Source organism: Anaeromicropila herbilytica (assembly GCF_016591975.1).
GTDB classification, from domain to species: Bacteria; Bacillota; Clostridia; order Lachnospirales; family Lachnospiraceae; genus Anaeromicropila; species Anaeromicropila herbilytica.
This window is the reverse complement of the sequence record NZ_AP024169.1, coordinates 1,937,192-1,959,920: the sequence shown is the minus strand read 5'-3', so window position 1 is coordinate 1,959,920 and position 22,729 is coordinate 1,937,192. Positions and strand designations below refer to the sequence as shown.

The window sequence follows — 22,729 nt, the reverse complement described above, 5'->3', positions numbered from 1 at the left end:
GATTCTATTTCATATAAATAAATTAACGTTTCATGCATGATTCTCGAATAATCATCTGTGGTTCAATAAGGCGTGCCACCTTACTCTCATTATCATCGATACCATGAATCTTCTCTAACAATAACTCAGCTGCCATCTCACCCAACTTTTCTTTTGGATGTGCTATCGTAGTCAGCTTTATAGGCCCATTACTCGCAATCATAGAGTCATCGTAACCAGTCACTGATATGTCTTCTGGTACTTTTTTATTCATATCTTGCAGTTCACGAATTACTTCATATGCGATCTGGTCGTTATAACATACGATCCCATCTATTTGAACTTTAGATAGTATGATATCCTTTATTGATTCTTTTGGTTTAATATCCCGGTCCTCGGTATGAAACCAGATAACTTTGTCTGGATCATATGGAAAACCTGCTTCATTTAATGCTTTGACATAGCCTTTATGTCTTAGTACCCCTTGTGAATCATCCACTTTAAATATTCCAACAATTGATTTATGTCCTAGTTCAATTAAGTATTTGGTTAACATATAACTACCTTCCATATCATCCATAAGAATACTTGGCTTATCCTTAAGTGACTGATAAGTTCCTTGAATAAATACATAAGGAATACCTAACTGATCTAAATTGTTATATTGATTTATATTCTTACAGTAAATATCACTTTTACTTGGTTCTATAATTAATCCATCAATATTCTTGGTCATAATATCGTCAAGACATCTTGCTTCATTCTTTCGACTATTCCCTGTATTTTTAAGTATAATACTATATCCATTTGCAGTAAGTACATTATCAATCCCTTTGATTAATCTAGGAAAAATATAGTCTGATATATAAGTAGTAACCACAGCGATATTTTTGGAGGCACTATGATTTTTTAATCGTTCAGAACAGTAAGTTCCTTTTCCATGTTCAGCAATAATATAGCCTTCATTCGTTAATATGGATAATGCTTTTCTGACTGTATGCCTACTAATTGAATATTTTAAAGATAATTCATTTTCAGAAGGTAATTTCTCACCTGGCTTAATCTTTCCAGAAAGAATTGCATTCTTTAATTCTTCCATTAATATATAATATTTTGCTTTTCCATTCTCTACTGCCATAGCCCTCCTCCTATTTAATATGTTATAATGTAATTATAGAACTTGTATGCACATACCTACAAGTTGTTTTTTTATTCTGACTAAAAAGTAAAAAGCTCTATATTAAGATAATTGACAGTTATATCACTATCAAATCTCTTAATATAGAGCTTTACATCATTTAAACCTAATTATTACTCAATAATAGATTTAATCTTATTGATTAGCATTGAAATCGCAACTTCATTTTGTCCACCATTTGGAATAATAATATCTGCATGTCTCTTAGATGGTTCCACAAATTGCTCATGCATTGGCTTTACAGTGGTGATATATTGTTCGATAACTGACTCAAGACTTCTTCCTCTTTCTTTCACATCACGTAAAATTCGTCGAATAACTCTTTCATCTGCTGCTGTATCTACAAATATCTTAATATCCATTAAATCAAGTAAATCTTGATTTTCAAAGATTAAAAATCCCTCTAGAATGATAACCTTTGCTGGGTATACCGTTACTGTTTCATCTAACCTATTGTGGATTGTATAAGAATAGACTGGACGTTCAATTGTATGTCCTTTTTTCAATTCCTTTATATCCTCAATTAGTCTTTTTGTATCAAATGCATTTGGATGATCATAATTTAATTTTGATCTCTCTTCATACTGCAATTCATTATGAGCACGGTAGTAATAGTCATGACAGATTAACTCAACACTGTCCTTAAACTCCTCTTTCAGCCTGCTTGCTACGGTTGTTTTACCAGATGCCGATCCACCTGATACTCCAATAATAATAATGTCTTGCATAGAAACCTCCTAAAATTTATTGAATATTATCCTTAATTAGTTATTTTCATATCACGATTCAAATATATAAATACACAATTCTACATTATAACATAAAATAAAAATTAATCACTATTTTTTTTACATTTCTTTAAAATTCTTTTAAATACTTCTTTTCGTAATGAAAATCATTCTGCACTTACATAATTCACCTTGATATTGACATCCATATTTTTCCATGTTATTCTTAAGACTAATAAAGGGAAATACTTCTTGAATAGCATAATCACTCCCCTTCAATTGGTATGAATTGTACAAGTTTATATAGCAATTACCCTAATATTCATATCTAAAACTTACATATTAAGGAGGAAAAACAAGTGGATTATCTAATATCCGGAATTACTTCAATTACATGGCAAGAATTCTTTATGTATGTAATTGGAGCTTTATTAATTTATTTAGCAATTTGCAAAGATTTTGAACCAGCTTTATTATTACCTATGGGCTTTGGTGCCATTCTTGTAAACTTGCCTGCTTCAGGAGTGCTCGATCAAACACTGGAAGGAATCGGTAAGACAAATGGTATAATCGAATGGTTATTCCATGTTGGAATTGAAGCATCTGAAGCATTACCAATCCTTTTATTTATAGGAATTGGTGCTATGATAGATTTCGGTCCATTACTCTCCAATCCAAAGATGTTCTTATTTGGAGCTGCTGCTCAATTTGGTATTTTCTTTGCTATTTGTGTCGCTACGCTACTTGGTTTTAGTTTAAATGACGCTGCTTCAATTGGAATCATAGGTGCTGCTGACGGTCCAACCTCAATTTTAGTTTCCCAAATTCTAAAATCAAAATATATTGGAGCCATCGCCGTCGCGGCCTACTCCTATATGGCATTAGTGCCAATCATTCAACCTGCTGCAATCAAATTAGTTACTACCAAAAAAGAGCGAATGATCCGTATGCCATATAATCCAAAATCAATATCCAAAACAACTAGAATTCTATTTCCGATTATCGTTACCTTTATCGCAGGCCTGGTTGCTCCTCAATCTGTATCATTAGTAGGATTCCTCATGTTTGGTAACTTGCTTCGTGAATGTAATGTACTAAAAAGTCTTTCAGAGACAGCACAAAATGAATTAGCCAATCTAATTACCTTATTATTAGGTATTACTATCTCATTTAGTATGCGTGCTGAAGCTTTTGTTAATATATCCACTTTATTAATCATGTGTATAGGGCTTATTGCCTTTATTTTTGATACGATTGGTGGTGTACTTTTTGCCAAACTATTAAATTTATTTTCTAAACAAAAAATCAATCCAATGATCGGCGCTGCAGGTATTTCAGCTTTTCCTATGTCTGCTAGAGTTGTCCAGAAGATGTCTCTTAAAGAAGATCCAACTAATCATCTTCTAATGCATGCAATTGGAGCTAACGTATCCGGTCAAATCGGTTCTGTTGTAGCTGGTGGTATTGTCCTGAAATTGGTATCAGATCTAATACATTAGCCTGTGAAAGCCTAACGAAAGGAGTAATTATGTTAGATAGATTTTTAATTTCACTTGAAATAATGGGTAAAGGAATGCTTGGTATTTTCATCATTCTTATCATCATTATGTTAATCGTAATGTTATTATCAAAGATTACGAAGGAAAAATAAATGATATATCTTAAGATTTGAATGTTTTTCGAACATTCAAATCTTTTTTATTTCATAGTTACGATACCCTTTTCTAGTATCATGATAGGTTTATAGGATAGTTTAGCTTTTCTCAAGCCTTCTACACCCATATCTTCTTCTCTATTTATATAAGTATAATCTTTTCCAAAATCAATTACCATTTGCTGATTAATCACTGGATATGCACCTTGAATATCTGCAAATGCTTTCTCTATATGAATTACGAAGGTATCTTTTCCAACTTGTTCGCCAATTGAAAAAGCAACTACTTTTTGATCGACACGAATTAATCCTCCTGAGAGTTCCAATTCATCAAAATATTTAATTGCATCCAATGTTATCTTTAATTCACTACTTCTTCCTTCATCTTCTTGCTGATGCAGTGCATTCCATTCCTCTGCCATTTGTATGCACTCATGCTTATTTGTATCATTTATTCTTTCATAACTCCATTCATATAATGAGCGAAATTTATTAATATGATTTTTCTTTCCGTGATACTTCTTACCCGATAATGTCATAAGTTTTTCAGATAGATAAAGATAATCCGCTGCATCCCTATCATACTCAATTTGGAAGGTATCAGGAAACATATCCTCCAATTCTTGGTACATTTCCTGATTTACTAAGCGTAAGGAAAATGGTACATTTATTTCTTTACAATAATCCATTAGTTTTACTATTACAGTCCTTTTATCTCCAGCACCAATCGGATAGATAAATTGTGGTCTTTCTGATACGGTTTTATATACTAAACATTGATCTATAATGGTATATTCCACTAGATAAAACTGTGACCATAAAAATGTATTCGCAAATGTTAATTCGCAATTTCTAAACGAATTTTCTTTATAATAAGAATCTAAGATTGTCTTATCTTCTAACTTTACTTTTTTAAATTCCACTTCGATTCTCCTTCTTTATCTTCATTGTGTAGTTATATTTTAAGCATATATGTTTTACTTTCAGAGCACTAAATTCAAATTTGTGTAAAACACTTTATTTTTCTTTTCATTAAGATTAGTTTTTCATATATCTTATAAATTAATGCTAGGATCAAAAAACTATTTATATCACTAGTTGGATGCTAAAGTTCTAACAATACGCACTTAAAAATTTTCTTTATTAATCAAACAAACGAAACGATTTAAAATTATGCTAATTCAACGACTTTAAGCCACTAACTACATTTGATAACTAATATTGTTTCTTAAGTATCCTACATGATAACCCATCGTTTGACAAGCTTTATTTCAATTTCAATTAAATTACTTTGTTTTTAATGAAATAATTTTCTATATTATTATATAAAAAAACTACAGTAATATCTGTTCATTACTGTAGTTTTGAATCTAGTACATAGTTGTAATGTTATTATACATGCACATAAGTTGCGATAAAATATTAACTAATCCTTATATTATCTCTATTGCCATAAAGACAACATATTATTAATTGCATTTTGCGTATAGGTTTTTAAAAAGTGTTCATAGCGGAAGAACATAAAACCATTTACTTTATTATCTTCTCTTGAATACTCTACTTGTTTCATTAGGATTTCATCATCATTCTTCCATTCAGCAGATTCAGAAGTTCCTGCTTTATATACTGCCAAACCAGAATATAATTTAATGATTTTATCTGCATTTAATTCTGCCCATTGGTCCATAACTTTATCATAGGAATACGCTCCATAATCAAATCCCCAATAGATCTGTGGACATAGATAGTCCACATAAGCTGCTTTTGATACCCAGGTATCGATATCCACATAGTGCTGTAAAGTACTTCTTAAATTGCTTAAATTTGCTGCAGGTGCTATACCAAATGCTACACCTGGATCTATCGTCTTAATACTACTATAGATTTTCTTTACCAAAGTAGTAACATTTTTTCTTCTCCAATCAGCTATTGAAAGGCTTTCAACACCATTTTCTTTATTTTCTTCCACATATGCCTTATATTCCGTCGCATCAAACGTACTACTTACATTGTCTTTTGAAAACGTTGGATAAAAGTAATCATCCATATGGATTCCATCAATATTATAATTTTTCACCAACTCTTTTACACCATTCACTATTAAAGATCTAACCTCTGGAATAGCTGGATTAAAATATAATTTATTACTATAAGATAACACATTTCTGTTTTTATCCTCAGATTCATGCCATACTTTCGCAATATTATCATCCGATAATTTTGAGTAATCGGAGCTTAGAGATACTCGGTAAGGATTAATCCAAGCATGGAATTCTAATCCCCTGTCATGTGCTGCTGATACCATATATTTTAATGGATCATAATCAACAGACTTACCTTGTTCTCCAGATACATAAGCTGACCATGGAAAATAATTAGATGGATAAAGTGCGTCTGCAAATGGTCTTACTTGAACCACTACCGCATTCATACCATAACTAACACAATTGTCATACATGGTATCAATCATTGTTTCAAACTGTTCTTTGGTTTTAGCTGTTGTGCCAAACTCAAGATAAGATATCCACATCGCTCTTAGTTCAGTACTACTTTTATTGGTTAGGGATGCGATACTTCCAAAGGAACTTGGCTCTTTAATAATGCAAGTATTGGTTGTAGTATCAAAACTATATTTAAGACCCAAGCTTTTTGCTACAAAACTTGCTGGAACCATAACATACCAACTACCTTTTTCATTCAAATATACTAATCTTGCGTTCGTGTCCATCGTTTTGTTAACACCATTTACGCTTGCGATATTACTCCCTAAAGTTAGCTTAACTGTTTTACGATATCTCTTTATTGTAATAACTTTTGAATCACTATTATAACTATAAGATGCACCTACTCCAACTTTAAATACACTATTAGCAGGTACTAGTTCAGTATTCTCAATAATAATACCTGGCATATTAGTTGCAACAGCATTACCTTTTGTAGTAATCTTTAACTGTTTTCCAGTATAGGTATACCACTTGGAATCATATTTTAGATCAATTCCTTTTTTAACAAGCTCAACAGTTGTCGTTTTACTATTCCAGTTATAAGTTAAACCAAAAGTATCTGCGATAAATCTTGATGGAACAAGAATTGTCGTCTTTCCACTACTTACATATGTAACTTTTCTTGGTGCAACTGGCATGGTCTTTGCTACTCCATTCACAGTAGCAGTCTTTTTACCGAGTGTCATTAAGATCACTTTGTCTTTATATGTTAACTTAATTGTATCTTTTGTAGATGAATAACTTGAGGTTGCATGTATTTTGGAATCTACAAAAACAGGTTTATAAGGCAACATTGCATAACCATCTACTAATATACCCGGTGTCTTTGATATATCAATTTTTGTTCCATTTAAACTAGTATTTAATACCTTATCTTTATAAGTTGTTGTTTTTCCATTGTATGTTATTTTAATTCCTGTTGCAGCGGATGCAACGATAGGGAAACATAATAAACAAATAACAAGTATAAGTACTATTTTTATATTTTTCTTCATTTTTTAATCCTTTCACTTTTATCCCATTTTCCATTTTATTACACATCATTACTAACTAATTATAAGCCTATTAATTATATAAGAATATAATTACAAAAACACACAACTAATTTTATATATTATGTATTTTCATTTTTTACTTTTTATGTATAACCATATATATATACAATATCTTTTAAATATGGTATTTATGTGACAAATACCATTATTTTATCACAAAGCTCTATGAATATGAATATAATATAATAAGGATAAAATAACATTAGTTTCCATAAAATTAATAAAAACTTGGTAGCTAATATAATTATCACTTAATCCATTATAAAGGAGTCGATTTCAATGGCAGAACTTTTGAATTCCCAAGCCAATATATTATACAACAACAATACTACTAGTGGTATTACAGCAACCGATGACGTTTTATCCACAAATAGTACCTCAAGTACTATGACGGTACAAAAAACTGTATCCAGAGGTTATTTTAAACCTTTTGATCGATTAACTTACAAAATTGTAATCACAAACACTACAAATCAAACTTTAACATTTACAAGTATATCCGATAATTTCACACCAACTGGTGGAACTTATGCAAACAGTCCCTTTACCTATGTTACAGGTAGTGGTTCTGTAATTATCAATGATGATCCTGCTACTGCTCCAACCATTACGCAAGATGCAAATGGAGATCTTGCTATTACATTAGGAAGTACTCTTGCTCCTTACTCTACAGCTGTATTGACTTATATGATGGATATCGGTAGTAGCTTCACTGCTACAAATCTATCGAACACCATTACTGTTGCAACAGCTACTGAGTCATTAACATCTGGACCATTAATCAGCTATAAAGAATATGCTCTATTAAGCGCTTCCAAAAAAGCTCCAGCAATTATCCCATCGGGCACTGCTTTTTCTTATACAATAACTCTTACAAATACAGGGAACACCGCAACCTCTTCTTTGACTATCAGCGATACGCTAACTAATGTTGCTTCTATTGATTCAATAACAACTAAAATCGATAATGGAACTACTCAAACCCTTCCATCGACTGGTGGATACTACACATATACAGCTGGTACTGGTGCTTTATCTATTCTCAAGAATTACGATGGTTCAGCTCAGATAGAATATATTATTCCAGCAACCAGTGGTGTATTATTAGTTACTATTAATGGCACAGCAAGCTAAATAGAATAATAATAACAGGTAATATTCTAGCATAGATTAAGTCCTTTTCCTCTATGTACTAAAGACTCTTCTGGCCTTAATGTTAGTTTTTAAGGCCAGAAGCAATTTTATCAAAAATACTTATTTCAATAAAAAGTAACATTTCCTGATGATTATCTAATATTTCTTTTCTATCCACTGCTATGCACACAACATATGGATAACACCCTTGATTAAACTTTAGGTATTTTTCATAAGTTTGATAATAGCTCAATCTTTGTTTTGTATTATCACAGTAGACTATTTCAGCTGCATAGCTAACTTTAATTAGCACTTGGCCATCTCGAACCGCAATAGGACATACACTTAATAAATATACTTGACAGTTAAGTATACGATTAATCTCTGGCATAATACATGGCATGATTAATTTTTCTTTTAATTGATATAGTTTCTTTGGCTTTTCAACTATTGTATCAGCGGTTTCTGATGTAACTTCTAATGTACTATTGCCATCATAAGTACCTCTTATTGTTGCTTTACTTTTTATTTTCCAATATTGACAAAATGATGATTTTACTACTAATGCAGTAAATATAATTACACATTGTTGACTTCCAACTAATAAATTAGGAATTGAAATATTTACTAAATTATCTGCACTTCTCTTTCCATTAACATATAATGTATTAGGAACTAGTTCTAAAAACGAATTCAAATAAAATGTAACACTATTATTAAACACATCCATTGTTCCTTTATTTTCAATTACAATTTTATATTGAATCATATTACCAATATGAGCATACTCTCTATTTGTAAATACATTAATAGAAACTAAAGGGTATGTTAAGAGAACCGTATTTGCTGATGAATATAGAATAACTGTATTACTTATTTCTGTTCCATAAGTATAAGTTACTTGAACTGGATTTCCAACAAATGCTCCCATCGATTTCACATCCTTTCTCCACTTAAAAAGATTCGTTCCCAATAAAAATACTATTTATAACATTATATGCATTTTTAATGTTTCGGTGATGCTTGAATCAGATGGATGTAGAAATCCTATGCATAAATACAGATTAGGCAGGAAAATTTTCCTGCCTAATCATCTATATAACTTTTATTATATATTTAATTATTCAACATCATATAAAGATGCTAACTTCTTTAAATATTCATACTTTTGAACTGCATTCTTTTCTGCTTGATCAAATAATTCTTCTGCTCTTTCAGGATTCTGTCTAGCAAGTGCACTATAACGTACTTCATTCTTGATGAAATCTTTATATCCTGTTGTTGGTGCTTTAGAATCTAATTGGAATGGATTCTTTCCTTCTTCTTTTAGGCGAGGATCAAATCTAAACATATTCCAATATCCTGAAGTTACAGCTGTTTTTTCTTCTGATTGTGCATTGCACATACCACCCTTAATACCATGACTGATACATGGAGCATAAGCGATTACAATTGAAGGTCCATGGTAGCTTTCAGCCTCTACAAATGCCTTAACTGCTTGATTGTAATCAGCACCTTGTGCAATTTGTGCTACATAAACATAACCATAACTCATAGCAATTTGTGCTAAATCTTTCTTCTTAACAGCCTTACCACCAGCTGCAAATTGTGCTACTGCACCAATTTGAGTTGATTTAGAAGATTGACCACCTGTATTGGAATAGATTTCTGTATCAAATACTAAGATATTAATATCCTGTCCACTTGCAATAATATGGTCAAGACCACCAAATCCAATATCATAAGCCCATCCGTCACCACCGAATACCCATTGAGATTTCTTAGATAAGAAATCTTTATCAACTAAGATATTCTTTGCTTCTGCACTTTGATCAGCTTCTAATGCTCTAACTAAGGCACTTGTTGCACCTGAATTTTCTTTACCATTTTCAAAAGAATCTAAATATCTCTTGATTGCAGATTTTACTTCATCACTTGAAGTAGTAGTTTCTAATGCTTCTACTTTTTCTTTTAATCCACTTCTCATAGCTTGTTGAGCTAATAGCATACCATATCCAAATTCAGCATTATCTTCAAATAAAGAGTTAGCCCAAGCTGGACCTTGTCCTTTTGAATTTACTGTATATGGAGTTGAAGGCATGGAACCACCCCAGATTGAAGAACAGCCAGTTGCATTTGAGATATACATTCTCTCTCCAAATAATTGAGTAACAAGTTTTGCATATGGAGTTTCTCCACAACCTGCACAAGCTCCTGAGAACTCAAGTAATGGTTGTTTAAATTGACTTCCTTTAACTGTTGTTTCTTTGAATTTTTCTAATACTTCTGGTTTTGTTTCGATTGTAATACCATAATCAAATCCTTTTTGTGCATCTAATTGAGTTTCTGTAGGTTTCATAACAAGAGCTTTTTCACCCTTCTTACCTGGACACACATTTGCACATGATCCACAACCTGTACAGTCTAATGTAGATACTGTAATACCAAATTGAAGACCTGGCATACCGTTCATAGGCACAAGCTTCATATCTTTAGGAGCCTTAGCTGCTTCTTCTTCTGTTAAAGCTACTGGACGAATAACAGCATGAGGACACACATAAGAACAGAATGTACATTGAATACAGTTTTCTGGAATCCATTCTGGAACATCAATTGCCACTCCACGTTTTTCATATGCTGCAGTACCTTGAGGTAAAGTACCATCAGCTTGATCCACGAATGTTGAAACAGGTAATTTGTTACCTTCTTGTGCACTAATTGGAGTTTGAATATTATTTACAAAATCAAGAACTGCTTTAGAACCAACAGTAGCTTTTGTTGTAATATCTTCATCTGTAGCATTCTTCCAAGATTCTGGAACTTTAACTTCTACCACATCTGTGATACCACGATCAATTGCTGCATGGTTCATAGCTACAATTGCATCACCTTTTTTGCTATAGGATGCAGTTGCTGCATCTTTCATATATTTTACTGCTTCTTCAACTGGAATAATATTAGCTAATTTAAAGAAAGCTGCTTGAAGTACTGTATTGATACGTCCACCAAGTCCGATTTCTTTACCAACTTTGATTCCGTCAATTGTATAGAATTTGATATCATTTTCAGCAATGTAACGTTTAACTTGTCCTGGAAGATTCTTTTCAATTTCTTCCATGTTCCAACCACAGTTAAGTAAGAAAGTGCCACCTTTCTTTAATTCTTGAACCATGTTGTATTTTCTAACGTAAGATGGATTATGGCAAGCCACAAAGTTAGCTTCACTAATTAAATAAGTTGATTTAATTGGTTTCTTACCAAATCTTAAGTGTGACATTGTAACACCACCAGATTTTTTAGAATCATAGTCAAAATATGCTTGTGCATATAGATTTGTATGATTACCAATGATCTTAATGGAATTCTTATTTGCACCTACGGTACCATCTGCACCTAGACCCCAGAACTTACAACTAATTGTTCCTTCTGGTGTTGTATTAGGACTTTCTTTTACTTCTAAGGAAAGGTGAGTTACATCATCGTTAATACCGATTGTAAATCCTCTCTTTTCAGTATTTCTATATACAGAAATAATTTGAGCTGGTGTAGTATCTTTAGAACCTAAACCATAACGACCATTAAGAACTGGAGTCTGATCAAACTTAGTTCCTTTAAGAGCAGCAACTACATCAAGATATAATGGTTCTGCTAAAGCTCCTGGCTCTTTTGTTCTATCTAGAACTGTAATTTGTTTTACAGTGTTTGGAATTGCATCTAATAAATGTTTTGCACTAAATGGTCTATATAAGCGAACCTTAACAACACCAACTTTTTCTCCTGCTGCTGTTAAGTAATCAATTGTTTCATCAATTGTATCACATACAGATCCCATAGCTATAATGATATGAGTTGCATCTTCTGCACCATAATAGTTAAACAATTTATAATCAGTACCAATTTTTTCATTAACTTTATTCATGTATTCTTCAACAATACCTGGTACTGCATTGTAATATCCATTGCTAGCTTCTCTTGCTTGGAAGAAAACGTCAGGATTTTGTGCTGATCCTCTTAAAACAGGATGTTCTGGATTTAAAGCACGACGACGGAATGCGTTAACAGCTTCTAAATCCATCATATCTTTTAAATCTTCGTAATCCCAAGTTTCAATTTTTTGAATCTCGTGTGATGTTCTAAATCCATCAAAGAAATGTACAAATGGTACTCTTCCCTTAACAGCAGCACAATGTGCTACTGGAGCTAGATCCATAACTTCTTGAACGTTACTACTACAAAGCATTGCAAAACCTGTTTGGCGACATGCATAGACATCCGAATGATCTCCAAATATTGACAAAGCATGACTTGCCAATGCACGAGCGGAAACATTAATAACTGCTGGTAATAATTCACCCGCCATTTTATACATATTTGGAATCATGAGTAGTAAGCCTTGAGATGCTGTATATGTTGTAGTTAACGCCCCCGCTGCTAACGAACCATGTACTGTACCTGCAGCACCCGCTTCTGATTGCATTTCAACAACTTTTACTTCATGTCCAAAAATATTTTTTAAACCCTCTGTTGCCCATTTATCAGTTACTTCTGCCATAACTGAACTTGGTGTAATTGGATAGATTGCAGCAACATCTGTGTATGCATATGATACATGTGCAGCGGCATTATTTCCATCCATAGTCTTCATTTTTCTTGCCATTTTTTATCCTCCTTTAATATTCATAAACTGTCGTAAAATTTAATTTCTCAGCTTTTTTAAAATATTTAGATGATTACAAACTAGTCAATAAAAAAGTACACTACTAATATAACTCATAATTTTTAACATGTCCATAGAATTATTGCTTTATTTTGATAGTTTTGAATAATTTTTCTACTAATTTGCACCTTTTAGCTATGAATAATTTCTAATTATTTTCGTTACTAAGTGTATTTTGCTGTATATTTATGAATTTGGGGCTACTTTTGCTCAAACTTCTCAGTAATATAATTAATTGAATACATGGAAAATCTATTGTTATAATCGAATTAAAATAAAAATAAGCAAGATTGAAATATATAATCCCAACCTTGCTATATTATATATAACCAGTTTTATTATCTTCTAGTTATAAAGAGATAAAATTTTATTTTAAAAATTCATCAACAACTGAAGTTAAATACTCTTCACATGCGCCACAAACTGTAGCAGCTCCAGTAACTTCTTTTACCTCTTCTAAATTTGATGCTCCTTTATCAATTGCATCTTTTACATCCTGCACTGTTACATTCATACAGTTGCAAACTATCTTGTCCATATTCATATTCATATCTCCTTTTACTTGATTTAATAATAGTTATTATTATTGTATTTATTATATTACTTTTTATTTCTAATGTCTAGTAATTATTGAAATAAATACAAATCACAAACATTTTCCTCTAAACACAATAAATTTTAACTTATAGCAAAATATAGTATAAAAAAAAATCTATAAATTATACAATTAAAAATAATTTATTTAGATAAAACATTTTTGTTGACTCACTTCATTTCAAATGATATATTGTACCTAAGCTAAACATAAGACAGTATATATTCACTTTTTTTCACAATCTGAATATGTTATATTAATACATTTTATGTATTCCTGCCATAGTGCTGACTATTTTAGCTTATATGCATAGATTGAATATTTAATTCATTTTTATCCAATCATCTATTGCAAAAAGAAAGCGCCATGTACCTCATGATCGGAAAGATGAGGTTAACGAGGAGAAGAGTTTATCGAAAATTCGGCGGATGCTCTTCCATGCTTCTTTGGGCGTGAGATGTATCGAAAAAAACTATGGGCAACTGTAGAACAAATACGATGCAACCAAAGAAAATAGTAACTAGAACATTGAAAATTAAATAAGTCCTAGATCTGCAAAATTATTTTCTATGGCAGGTTTTATTTTTGTGCAGAAAAATAGGCCAAAGGAGATTAAATTATGTGCGGAATTATTGGTTTTACAGGAAACTTACAGGCTGACAATGTACTTATTCATGCTTTAGAGCAATTAGAGTATCGAGGATATGATAGCGCTGGTATTGCACTTAGGACCGAAGATTGTGTAAAAACAATTAAGAAGGTTGGAAAAGTATCAAATCTTAAACAGGAAATTGATTCTAACTCTACCATCCCTTCAACTTGCGGTATCGGCCATACAAGATGGGCAACTCATGGTGGCGTGACAGATGTAAATGCACATCCCCATACAGTAAATCGAGTAACACTCATCCATAATGGTATCATCGAGAATTACGACAGTATTGCTAAAATCTTAGAAAATGAATATACGCCAGTTTCACAAACAGATACTGAAATAGCCGCTATGCTTTTGGATCATTTATACGATGGAGATCCAATCAACACCATAAAAGAAGCTGTAAAAATATTAAAAGGTGCTTATGCTTTCTTAATCATGTTTCATGATAGAAAAGATAGTATCTACGGTATTCGTAATGTTAGTCCCTTAGTTGCTACTCATACGGACGAAGGTTCTTTTATTGCTTCTGATGTTACTGCTTTAATTAAGTATTCGAAAGATTATTTTGTTTTACCTGAAAATCATATCTTTGAGTTAAAAAAAGATGAAATTCTTGTATGGGATATGAATCAAAATTTAGTAAAACCTGAAATGCTGAGCGTAGACTGGGATGTTGAGACTGCCCAGAAAAAAGGATTTGAGCATTTTATGTTAAAAGAAATCTTCGAGCAACCAGAAGGATTAAGAAATACTCTTCTACCAAGAATACACGATGGAGTAATTGATTTTACAGTGGATAAATTACCAAATCATTTATTTACAAGCTTTAATCGAATCTATATTGTAGCTTGTGGAAGCGCAATGTACGCTGGTTTAGTCGGAAAAAATAGAATGGAACAATTACTACGCATTCCTGTGGTTGTTGAAGTTGCATCTGAATTTCGATATGAAGATCCAATCGTTGATGAAAATACACTTGTAATTATTATCTCTCAATCTGGTGAAACAGTTGATACCTTAGCAGCTCTTCGTCTAGCACATGAAAAAGGTGCTAAAACTCTATCTATTGTTAACGTTAAGGGTTCTAGTATTGCAAGAGAAAGTGATTATGTTCTCTATACTCATGTCGGCCCTGAGATTGCTGTTGCTACTACAAAAGGTTATACTTCACAGATGTTATGCCTTTATATGATTACATGTAAAATGGCTTATGAACGTAATATTTATGACAAAAATGATGTTACTCATTTTCTAGAAGACATAGATCATGCAATTCAGTCAATGGAAAAAGCTTTAGAGATGAAGGATAATATTAAGGAAATAGCAAAAAATATTATGAATAGCGAAGATGCTTTTATCATTGGACGTGGTTTAGATTATGCGCTTTCTTATGAGGGCGCCTTAAAACTTAAGGAGATTTCCTATATCCACTCAGAAGCATATACAGCTGGCGAATTAAAGCATGGAACCTTAGCACTAATAACAGAAGGAGTTCCAGTCATTGCATTAGCAACTCAAGAAAGTGTGTATGATAAAGTAATCTCAAATATACGAGAAGTAAAAGCAAGAGGAGCGAACGTAATCTTAATATCTAACGGAACACTAGAAGTTACCGACTCAATCTGTGACTATCTATTAACTATTCCTAAAATTGATGATCGTTTCACTCCATTTTCGACCGTTGTAATTCTACAATTACTTGCTTATTATGTAGCAAAATATCGTGGATTAGAGATTGATAAGCCAAGGAATTTGGCAAAATCGGTTACTGTTGAATAAATAAAATGATTAGAGTATTAGTATCCATAAGTTAGATAAAGTAAGATACTGATACTCTAGTCATAAAATGCAGTTGCTCTATATTACCAGAAAGAACAACTGCATTTTAAATTATTACTTACATTCTTTGATACGATTCACCTGCCGTGTTGCATAAATTCACAAACCATTTCATAAACTTGCTAGAGTCAACTGTATCTTCTCTAAGATTGTCATAACACATGCGCTCTGGATGCCATTGAACACCATAGATTGGTAAATCACTATGTTCTATTGCTTCGATTACTCCATCATTAGAATATTGTGTAACATCAATTCCTTCTCCGATCTTACCAATAGCCTGATGATGATTTGAATTGGTTGCGAATTCAGTCCCATATAACCGATATAGAACACTATCTTTTTTCGTTATTGTTTTGTGTATCGCATCCCCTTCTTTTTGATGGATGCTCTTTGTATAGATATCTTGTATAAGATCTCCACCAAAATATACATTAATAGTTTGATGCCCTCTGCATATACCCAAGACAGGCTTTTGTGCATGAACAAACTGATCAAGTAAAAGAAGTTCTGCTTCATCTCTTTTTATATCGATTCCCTTAGATGCATGATTATTCTGTCTATAAAACACTGGATCCATATCATAGCCTCCAGCTAGCACAAGTCCAATATATTTTTCCTTATATTTTGGACAGTATTCATATATTGCGTTACCTGAAGATTTTGTTATTGCATCAACATAATTTTTGTTATACTCTTTACCACCTGATATTAATATACTACCTCTCATATACTCTTCTATCCACCCTATTCAAATTGAATTAATAATGCTTATTCAATAATAGCTTTTATAATATTATATGATAACTTCTCATTGTGATTTCATAATTTTTTTATCATAACTGAATAGGTTGAATTATTTTACATGGTGGCTATTTATATTCTTTAAAATATATTACAGAAGATTTGAGTGTGAAAAAATTCACAAAAAAACAGAAAGTACATGATATACTTTCTGCTATCCTATGTTTCTTATGAACGAATGAATTCAACAATATCTTTCATTGATTTTTCATAATCGCTATCAGATGAATTTTCAAATACTTTTAATTCTTTGATATTATCAGGTTGTGTGAAGTTTTGGCTCTTAATATATTCATCCCAGTGAGTTAATTTCCAATCATCACGATCAGATGCACGTTCGATCATTCTTTGATGACAAACTTCAGTATCAGTATGTACCCATATTACTACTAATTTGGCATCTTTTTTTGCTAACTCAGCTCTTAATTTGTTAAGATATTCGTCATCTCTAATCTCTCTTGTAAAAGGAGCATTAATAAGTACGGTATCATTATAATCAAGGGCTTCAAAAGCTAAATCTAATACTGCATCATATTCATAATCACGAATATTTTCTTCAAAGAAGTCTGAACTTCTGTTAAATTCTTGATCAGCTACCTTAAAGATTTGCTTTGATAATACAATTAAAGTATCTTTATCAAGATAAACACAATTATTAAGTTCTTTTGCTAATTTTCTTGAAATAAATGTTTTACCACATGCTGGTGGTGATGTAACTAATATTAAATTTTTCATAACTATCTCCATTCATATCTTACTAATTTTGAGCTAGCAAATCAAAATTGTATCAATTTTTGAATCTATCACTAACTCTATGTGCGACCTTTGGCTACTCTTAAATCTAGAAATGAAATTAGATATTCACAATAGTTCCCATCTATCGCCATGGGCGACGTAGAAATTAGGAGTGTAAAATCTGTTATCCACACTAGTTCAATTAAGACCAACATCTTAAAGACATATTATCTAAATTTTCTACAAAAATCAAGTATTGATTTTAAATTTTATCATTTTATTTAATCAATAAACAATCTTTAAATCATGCATTTTTTAACAGTTTTTACTATATTATTCCATATTTCTTCATTGCATATTCTATGCCATCATCTTCCACATTTTTTGTATGATAATGTGCCAGCTTTAAAATACATTCGTCACTTTCACCCATTGCAATACTATTAGGCACATATTCGAACATTGGTAAATCATTAGAACTATCACCAAAGACAAATGCATCTTCAATCGGAATATTATAATAATCTAATACTCTTTTAATTCCAGTAGCTTTAGAATAACCCTTTGGTACAACTTCTCCACGATTATTTCCTCGGTCTATATAATCAAATTTCTCATTAAAAAAACTTATGAATTCTTCAATATTAGTTTCCATACTCGTTATTAAGAATAATTTATCATATGATATTTCTTCGCTGTCCCAATTTTTCTCTAAGCCATACCCTTTCTTATGAAAATCGTCCCTGATATTCTTCATATTCTCTGAAATAATATTATTTGTATCAAAATATACATCCTCTAATCCCTCTAATATAGCATCAACCCTATGCTTACGTAGATGGTTGATAATCTCCTTACGTGTTAAGACATCCAACGTCTTATATTCCACCACTTCATTATTTATTCTAACATAGGTACCGCAGCCGCATATGTATCCATCAAAACCTATATCATGAAGTTCTTTTTCTATATTAAAAAATGTTCTTCCTGTATTAATAAATGCCAAATGTCCATTTTCTCTCGCCTTTTTAATAGCTTTTTTGGCGCTATCAGGAATAATATGTGTTCCTTCCGTTAGCAACGTACCATCTATGTCAAAAAACATAACTTTTCTATTTACTATTTTACTCATTTCATAACTCCTATCCGTTACTCTTCCTTGATATATGAATCACCACATGTTTCTTATAATTTGTTATTATATCTATGAATCTTAGATATTGCAAATTATTTTTCGACATTATGCACCTTTTCAATAACAGAATTACCATTCAGCCTTGTGACTTGCGCTTCGCTCCACTCACAAAAACACCTCGCGATATTATCAGCTGAACTGTATCATAATATCTTCTATTTTTTAGACGTTATATGCTTGTTATTCCATACAAGCTATGCTATAATCATTAGATAGTTGAGGTATAAAACAATGAGTTTTGTATCTCTTTTTTTCTGGTAGAATGAATATAGAATGGAGTTAATCATGAAAAAAGGACAAATCTTAGAAGGTACCGTTGAACGCATTGATTTTCCGAACAAAGGAATTATAACAATAGATGATAACAAGGTTGTTGTCAAAAATGCCCTATTACAACAGAAAGTAAGATTTTCTATAAACAAAGCAAGAAAAGGGCGCTATGAAGGTAGGTTATTAGAGGTACTTGAAGCTTCACCACTTGAAACCAGAGCTGCTAACTGCAAACATTTTGGTCCTTGTGGTGGATGTACGTTTCAAACAATAAGTTACGAAGACCAACTTTCTATAAAGGCAGATCAAGTAAAGAAACTTATTGATGCAGTTTGTGAAGATTACGAATTTGAAGGAATCAAAGGTAGCCCAACAGAATGGGAATATCGTAATAAGATGGAATTTTCTTTTGGAGATGAGATTAAAGATGGTCCACTTGCCCTTGGTCTTCATAAAAAGGGAAGTTTCCATGATATCGTAACTGCATCGGAGTGTAAAATTGTAGATAAAGATTTTAACCTTGTTCTACAAACCGTTCTAGATTTCTTTACGAAAAAGAACACTCCTTTTTATAAAAAATTATCACACACAGGCTACTTAAGACACTTATTAATTCGTCGTGCAGTCAAAACAGGAGAAATGCTTGTAAATCTAGTAACTTCTTCTAGTGAAGAAATTGACTTAACTCCTCTTGTGAATGAATTATTGTCCTTGTCTTTAAATGGTAGAATTGTTGGTATTCTTCACATTATAAACGATAGCCTAGCTGATGTCGTGCAAAGCGATGAAACACGAATTCTATATGGCCAAGATTATTTTTATGAAGAAATCTTAGATCTTAAGTTTAAAATCTCAACATTTTCCTTTTTCCAAACCAATTCTCTAGGTGCAGAAGTATTATATAGTACAGCACGTGAATATATTGGTGATACTAAGGATAAGTTAATCTTTGACTTATATAGCGGTACTGGAACCATCGCTCAGATTCTAGCTCCAGTTGCCAAAAAAGTTATTGGTGTGGAGATTATTGAAGAAGCTGTTATTGCAGCTAGAGAAAATGCTAAATTAAACAATTTAACTAATTGTGAATTCATTGCAGGTGACGTGTTAAAAGTAATTGATGATATTACTGACAAACCAGATTTGATAGTATTAGATCCACCTCGAGATGGAATTCATCCAAAAGCATTAGACAAGATTATACAATATGGTGTTGATCGCATTGTATATATTTCATGTAAGCCTACATCTCTCGCAAGAGATCTAGAAATATTATTAGCGAATGGTTATCAATTAACCAAAGTATGTGCTGTTGATATGTTTCCTCAGACTGTGCATGTTGAGACGGTTGCGCTATTAACACGAAAAAATAATGATTAGATATTAAAAAAAATTTAATTATAGTACTGTATTAATAACGTCATCCCAGGGGATCTCCTTGGGATGATTTTTTCATTTACTCCTTTACAACTTGAAGGTTCTTCATAATATTTATTCTATTAATCTCTTCCTTCCTAAATTGATATATAATCTTTATAATGATACTTCTATCTTCTCCATTGTATATATTATTAAAATCAGTTATAATATATAGTATCAATCGATACCATCTTTTTCCACAATAAACCAATTTTAGTTATTACATTTTTAACATAGTAATAAATAATAATTTACTATAAAAAATATAAAATAGGAAGTGATCCATGAACCCAATATTACGCAAAAAGAAGTTAATAACAGGTGTTTTAATAATGCTTATTATAACTATGTCCTTTATCATAGTAATATCTTTTTTTACAATTAAAAATAAATTTCTGAATCAGAGCGAACAAAATATGTTAAGCATGCTTAAAGATATCTCAGCACAAGAAAATATTTTAGTAACAAATGAAATCAATGATACATTCAACTTTTTAAATGAAGTATCAAGCTTTTGTGTTGATGCAAATGGTATAAATACATCGAATATTTTATTAATACTTAAGAAATTAAACCGTTCAACAGATAAATATCTTCTTATCGTTGGTAAAGATGGGCGTGGCTTCGGATATCAAAAAATCTATTCTGTTTCAGACCGAGACTATTTTAAAAAAATAATGCAAGGAAAAAAAACGGTTACCAATATTCTTCGTACTAGGCATAATGGAGAACGTTCCATTGTCATTGCAGTACCTATTTATTACGGTAATAAAATTGTTGGTGGTGTTATATTCAGTAACGATGTAAAGGATGTGCAATCAACATTACAAAACAATACATTGAGTCAATTTGGAAATACTCTAATTATCCATAATGATGGATCAATCATCGTAGATAACAAAAATGAGGAAACTAATAGTAAATTTTATGATACAAAAAGAGAAAAAAGTTTTATGGATTATCAAACGTTCCTATCATTTCGTGAAACAGTATCTAGAAATAAATCAGGAATCTACACCTATACTAAGGATCATCAAAATAAGTATCTCTGTTATAATTACAATCGTAAATCAAATTGGATTATTGTAACCGTTATTAAGAAACACTGTCTTGATAATTATATTGAGAAACAAAATACTAGTATCATAACTTTTATTTATATGACCTTTTTATGTATTTTCATATTATTTGTAATTATATTTTCTCTATATATTCTAGTTATCCGATTGTTACAAAAGTCACAAAATCAATTGGTATTAGAAAAGGAACGACTAGAGACAATATCAGAGCAGTCTTCTGATATCATTTTTGACTATAATGTTGAACAAAACTTTTTTTATTTTTCTAATAATTTTGAACAAGAATTTGGTATTGCACCACTTAAGACAATCGCAGATATTCGAGAGATGATATTTCCAGATCATTTAGATCGTTTTAATCATAACATTATGCAGTTAATTGATGACAAAAATAGAATTGAATTTGATCTGAGAGTCAAAAATGCTACGAACGACTACTCTTGGTATATTCTCTCCGCTTCCTTTGTATCTGATAAAGAAGGTTCTAATCATGTTCTTGGTAAAATGCATAATATCAACGAGCATAAAGAATATTTTAAAAGATTAACTAACCTTGCAGAAATTGATACTTTAACTAATCTATATAATAAAGCTGCATTAATCAAGCGTATTAACAAAATCCTTGAAATGGAAGGAAAGTACTCAAAGCATGCATATTTCTTCCTTGACCTTGATAACTTTAAGAAGGTTAACGATACTTATGGCCATCAAGAGGGGGATCGCCTTCTAAAAATTATTGGTGCCCGAATAAAAGAACACTTTAAACCTTCTGATATTATTGGAAGATTTGGTGGTGATGAATTTATTATATTTATGAAAAATGTTTCTAATATAGAAGAAGTCAAACAAAAAGCAAATTCTCTGTGTAACATTATTTATAACGAAAGTCTCAAAAGTAAGTATTCATTCTCCGCAAGTATTGGTATCGCAATTTACCCTAATGATGCCTTAAATCAGAATATGTTAATGAAATTGTCTGATGAAGCTCTATATCAAGCAAAGCAGTTGGGTAAAAATAGATACTTTATTTATCAAGGTTAAAAACACATAATCTACTTCCAAAGACATCATATTATTGATGTCTTTTCTTTTATCTGACGATATTACTTGGAGTAAACATACAATCTTCCCATATATTTTTCATAGCAATGTTGCATAAAAGAAGA

At 31.4% G+C, this 22,729-nt stretch carries 16 protein-coding genes; 6 read left to right on the top strand and 10 right to left on the bottom strand.

From position 1 onward, the window contains the following. Positions 1 to 22 precede the first annotated feature (22 nt). On the bottom strand, positions 23 to 1,117 hold the full coding sequence (locus tag bsdtb5_RS08310; protein WP_271715561.1) for a GntR family transcriptional regulator: 1,095 nt from the start codon (positions 1,115 to 1,117) through the stop codon (positions 23 to 25). A gap of 173 nt (positions 1,118 to 1,290) precedes the next feature. Beyond that, positions 1,291 to 1,905 (bottom strand): uridine kinase, encoded by a 615-nt coding sequence (udk, locus tag bsdtb5_RS08305; protein ID WP_271715560.1) that lies wholly within the window; start codon positions 1,903 to 1,905, stop codon positions 1,291 to 1,293. 410 nt (positions 1,906 to 2,315) lie between these two features. On the opposite strand from udk, the gene bsdtb5_RS08300 reads away from it, so the two are divergent. Further along, positions 2,316 to 3,404, top strand: coding sequence for a sodium ion-translocating decarboxylase subunit beta (locus bsdtb5_RS08300; RefSeq protein WP_408628622.1), 1,089 nt, complete (start codon positions 2,316 to 2,318; stop codon positions 3,402 to 3,404). A 29-nt stretch (positions 3,405 to 3,433) separates the two neighbouring features. Continuing rightward, a complete protein-coding gene (locus bsdtb5_RS08295) occupies positions 3,434 to 3,556 on the top strand; it encodes a hypothetical protein (RefSeq protein ID WP_271715558.1) in 123 nt (40 codons plus the stop codon). 47 nt (positions 3,557 to 3,603) lie between these two features. Here bsdtb5_RS08295 and bsdtb5_RS08290 read toward each other — a convergent pair whose 3' ends face one another. Both bsdtb5_RS08290 and bsdtb5_RS08285 read right to left on the bottom strand, forming a co-directional pair. Then, positions 3,604 to 4,482 (bottom strand): DUF2156 domain-containing protein, encoded by an 879-nt coding sequence (locus bsdtb5_RS08290; RefSeq protein WP_330611978.1) that lies wholly within the window; start codon positions 4,480 to 4,482, stop codon positions 3,604 to 3,606. 521 nt (positions 4,483 to 5,003) lie between these two features. Continuing rightward, complete coding sequence (locus tag bsdtb5_RS08285) at positions 5,004 to 7,058, bottom strand: family 10 glycosylhydrolase (protein ID WP_271715557.1); 2,055 nt, start codon at positions 7,056 to 7,058, stop codon at positions 5,004 to 5,006. Between the two features lie 339 nt (positions 7,059 to 7,397). On the opposite strand from bsdtb5_RS08285, the gene bsdtb5_RS08280 reads away from it, so the two are divergent. Next, the gene (locus tag bsdtb5_RS08280; protein ID WP_271715556.1) at positions 7,398 to 8,252 is read left to right on the top strand and encodes a hypothetical protein; all 855 of its coding nucleotides are present in this window, start codon (positions 7,398 to 7,400) and stop codon (positions 8,250 to 8,252) included. An 82-nt stretch (positions 8,253 to 8,334) separates the two neighbouring features. On the opposite strand, the gene bsdtb5_RS08275 is transcribed toward bsdtb5_RS08280, so the two are convergent. From bsdtb5_RS08275 to bsdtb5_RS08265, 3 genes are all read right to left on the bottom strand, one after another. Next, complete coding sequence (locus bsdtb5_RS08275; RefSeq protein ID WP_271716071.1) at positions 8,335 to 9,183, bottom strand: hypothetical protein; 849 nt, start codon at positions 9,181 to 9,183, stop codon at positions 8,335 to 8,337. Between the two features lie 189 nt (positions 9,184 to 9,372). After that, complete coding sequence (gene nifJ / locus bsdtb5_RS08270; protein WP_271715555.1) at positions 9,373 to 12,909, bottom strand: pyruvate:ferredoxin (flavodoxin) oxidoreductase; 3,537 nt, start codon at positions 12,907 to 12,909, stop codon at positions 9,373 to 9,375. A gap of 427 nt (positions 12,910 to 13,336) precedes the next feature. Beyond that, positions 13,337 to 13,507 carry a (2Fe-2S)-binding protein gene (locus bsdtb5_RS08265; protein WP_271715554.1) on the bottom strand — a complete coding sequence of 57 codons (171 nt, stop codon included), beginning with the start codon at positions 13,505 to 13,507 and terminating at the stop codon, positions 13,337 to 13,339. Between the two features lie 676 nt (positions 13,508 to 14,183). Here bsdtb5_RS08265 and glmS point away from each other — a divergent pair. Then, positions 14,184 to 16,001, top strand: a complete 1,818-nt coding sequence (gene glmS, locus bsdtb5_RS08260; protein WP_271715553.1) for a glutamine--fructose-6-phosphate transaminase (isomerizing) — start codon at positions 14,184 to 14,186, stop codon at positions 15,999 to 16,001. 118 nt (positions 16,002 to 16,119) lie between these two features. On the opposite strand, the gene bsdtb5_RS08255 is transcribed toward glmS, so the two are convergent. The 3 genes from bsdtb5_RS08255 to bsdtb5_RS08245 form a co-directional block, all read right to left on the bottom strand. After that, positions 16,120 to 16,791, bottom strand: a complete 672-nt coding sequence (locus bsdtb5_RS08255) for a gamma-glutamyl-gamma-aminobutyrate hydrolase family protein (RefSeq protein ID WP_271715552.1) — start codon at positions 16,789 to 16,791, stop codon at positions 16,120 to 16,122. Positions 16,792 to 17,033: 242 nt separating this feature from the next. After that, positions 17,034 to 17,600, bottom strand: a complete 567-nt coding sequence (locus bsdtb5_RS08250) for an AAA family ATPase (RefSeq protein ID WP_271715551.1) — start codon at positions 17,598 to 17,600, stop codon at positions 17,034 to 17,036. Positions 17,601 to 17,928: 328 nt separating this feature from the next. Continuing rightward, positions 17,929 to 18,732 carry an HAD family hydrolase gene (locus bsdtb5_RS08245; protein WP_271715550.1) on the bottom strand — a complete coding sequence of 268 codons (804 nt, stop codon included), beginning with the start codon at positions 18,730 to 18,732 and terminating at the stop codon, positions 17,929 to 17,931. Positions 18,733 to 19,080: 348 nt separating this feature from the next. Between bsdtb5_RS08245 and rlmD the strand changes: the two genes are divergently transcribed. Next, a complete protein-coding gene (gene rlmD, locus bsdtb5_RS08240) occupies positions 19,081 to 20,445 on the top strand; it encodes a 23S rRNA (uracil(1939)-C(5))-methyltransferase RlmD (protein ID WP_271715549.1) in 1,365 nt (454 codons plus the stop codon). A gap of 323 nt (positions 20,446 to 20,768) precedes the next feature. Continuing rightward, positions 20,769 to 22,604: a sensor domain-containing diguanylate cyclase gene (locus tag bsdtb5_RS08235; RefSeq protein WP_271715548.1), complete on the top strand. Its 1,836-nt coding sequence runs from the start codon at positions 20,769 to 20,771 to the stop codon at positions 22,602 to 22,604. Positions 22,605 to 22,729 lie beyond the last annotated feature (125 nt).

Bases quoted from the DNA above. Each gene is read 5' to 3' on its own strand.
- bsdtb5_RS08250 (WP_271715551.1), bottom strand. From the start codon at position 17,600: ATGAAAAATTTAATATTAGTTACATCACCACCAGCATGTGGTAAAACA.
- bsdtb5_RS08255 (WP_271715552.1), bottom strand. From the start codon at position 16,791: ATGAGAGGTAGTATATTAATATCAGGTGGTAAAGAGTATAACAAAAAT.
- bsdtb5_RS08300 (WP_408628622.1), top strand. From the start codon at position 2,316: ATGTATGTAATTGGAGCTTTATTAATTTATTTAGCAATTTGCAAAGAT.
- rlmD (WP_271715549.1), top strand. From the start codon at position 19,081: ATGAAAAAAGGACAAATCTTAGAAGGTACCGTTGAACGCATTGATTTT.
- bsdtb5_RS08280 (WP_271715556.1), top strand. From the start codon at position 7,398: ATGGCAGAACTTTTGAATTCCCAAGCCAATATATTATACAACAACAAT.
- bsdtb5_RS08275 (WP_271716071.1), bottom strand. From the start codon at position 9,183: ATGGGAGCATTTGTTGGAAATCCAGTTCAAGTAACTTATACTTATGGA.
- bsdtb5_RS08265 (WP_271715554.1), bottom strand. From the start codon at position 13,507: ATGGACAAGATAGTTTGCAACTGTATGAATGTAACAGTGCAGGATGTA.
- bsdtb5_RS08295 (WP_271715558.1), top strand. From the start codon at position 3,434: ATGTTAGATAGATTTTTAATTTCACTTGAAATAATGGGTAAAGGAATG.
- bsdtb5_RS08245 (WP_271715550.1), bottom strand. From the start codon at position 18,732: ATGAGTAAAATAGTAAATAGAAAAGTTATGTTTTTTGACATAGATGGT.
- glmS (WP_271715553.1), top strand. From the start codon at position 14,184: ATGTGCGGAATTATTGGTTTTACAGGAAACTTACAGGCTGACAATGTA.
- nifJ (WP_271715555.1), bottom strand. From the start codon at position 12,909: ATGGCAAGAAAAATGAAGACTATGGATGGAAATAATGCCGCTGCACAT.
- bsdtb5_RS08285 (WP_271715557.1), bottom strand. From the start codon at position 7,058: ATGAAGAAAAATATAAAAATAGTACTTATACTTGTTATTTGTTTATTA.
- bsdtb5_RS08310 (WP_271715561.1), bottom strand. From the start codon at position 1,117: ATGGCAGTAGAGAATGGAAAAGCAAAATATTATATATTAATGGAAGAA.
- udk (WP_271715560.1), bottom strand. From the start codon at position 1,905: ATGCAAGACATTATTATTATTGGAGTATCAGGTGGATCGGCATCTGGT.
- bsdtb5_RS08235 (WP_271715548.1), top strand. From the start codon at position 20,769: ATGAACCCAATATTACGCAAAAAGAAGTTAATAACAGGTGTTTTAATA.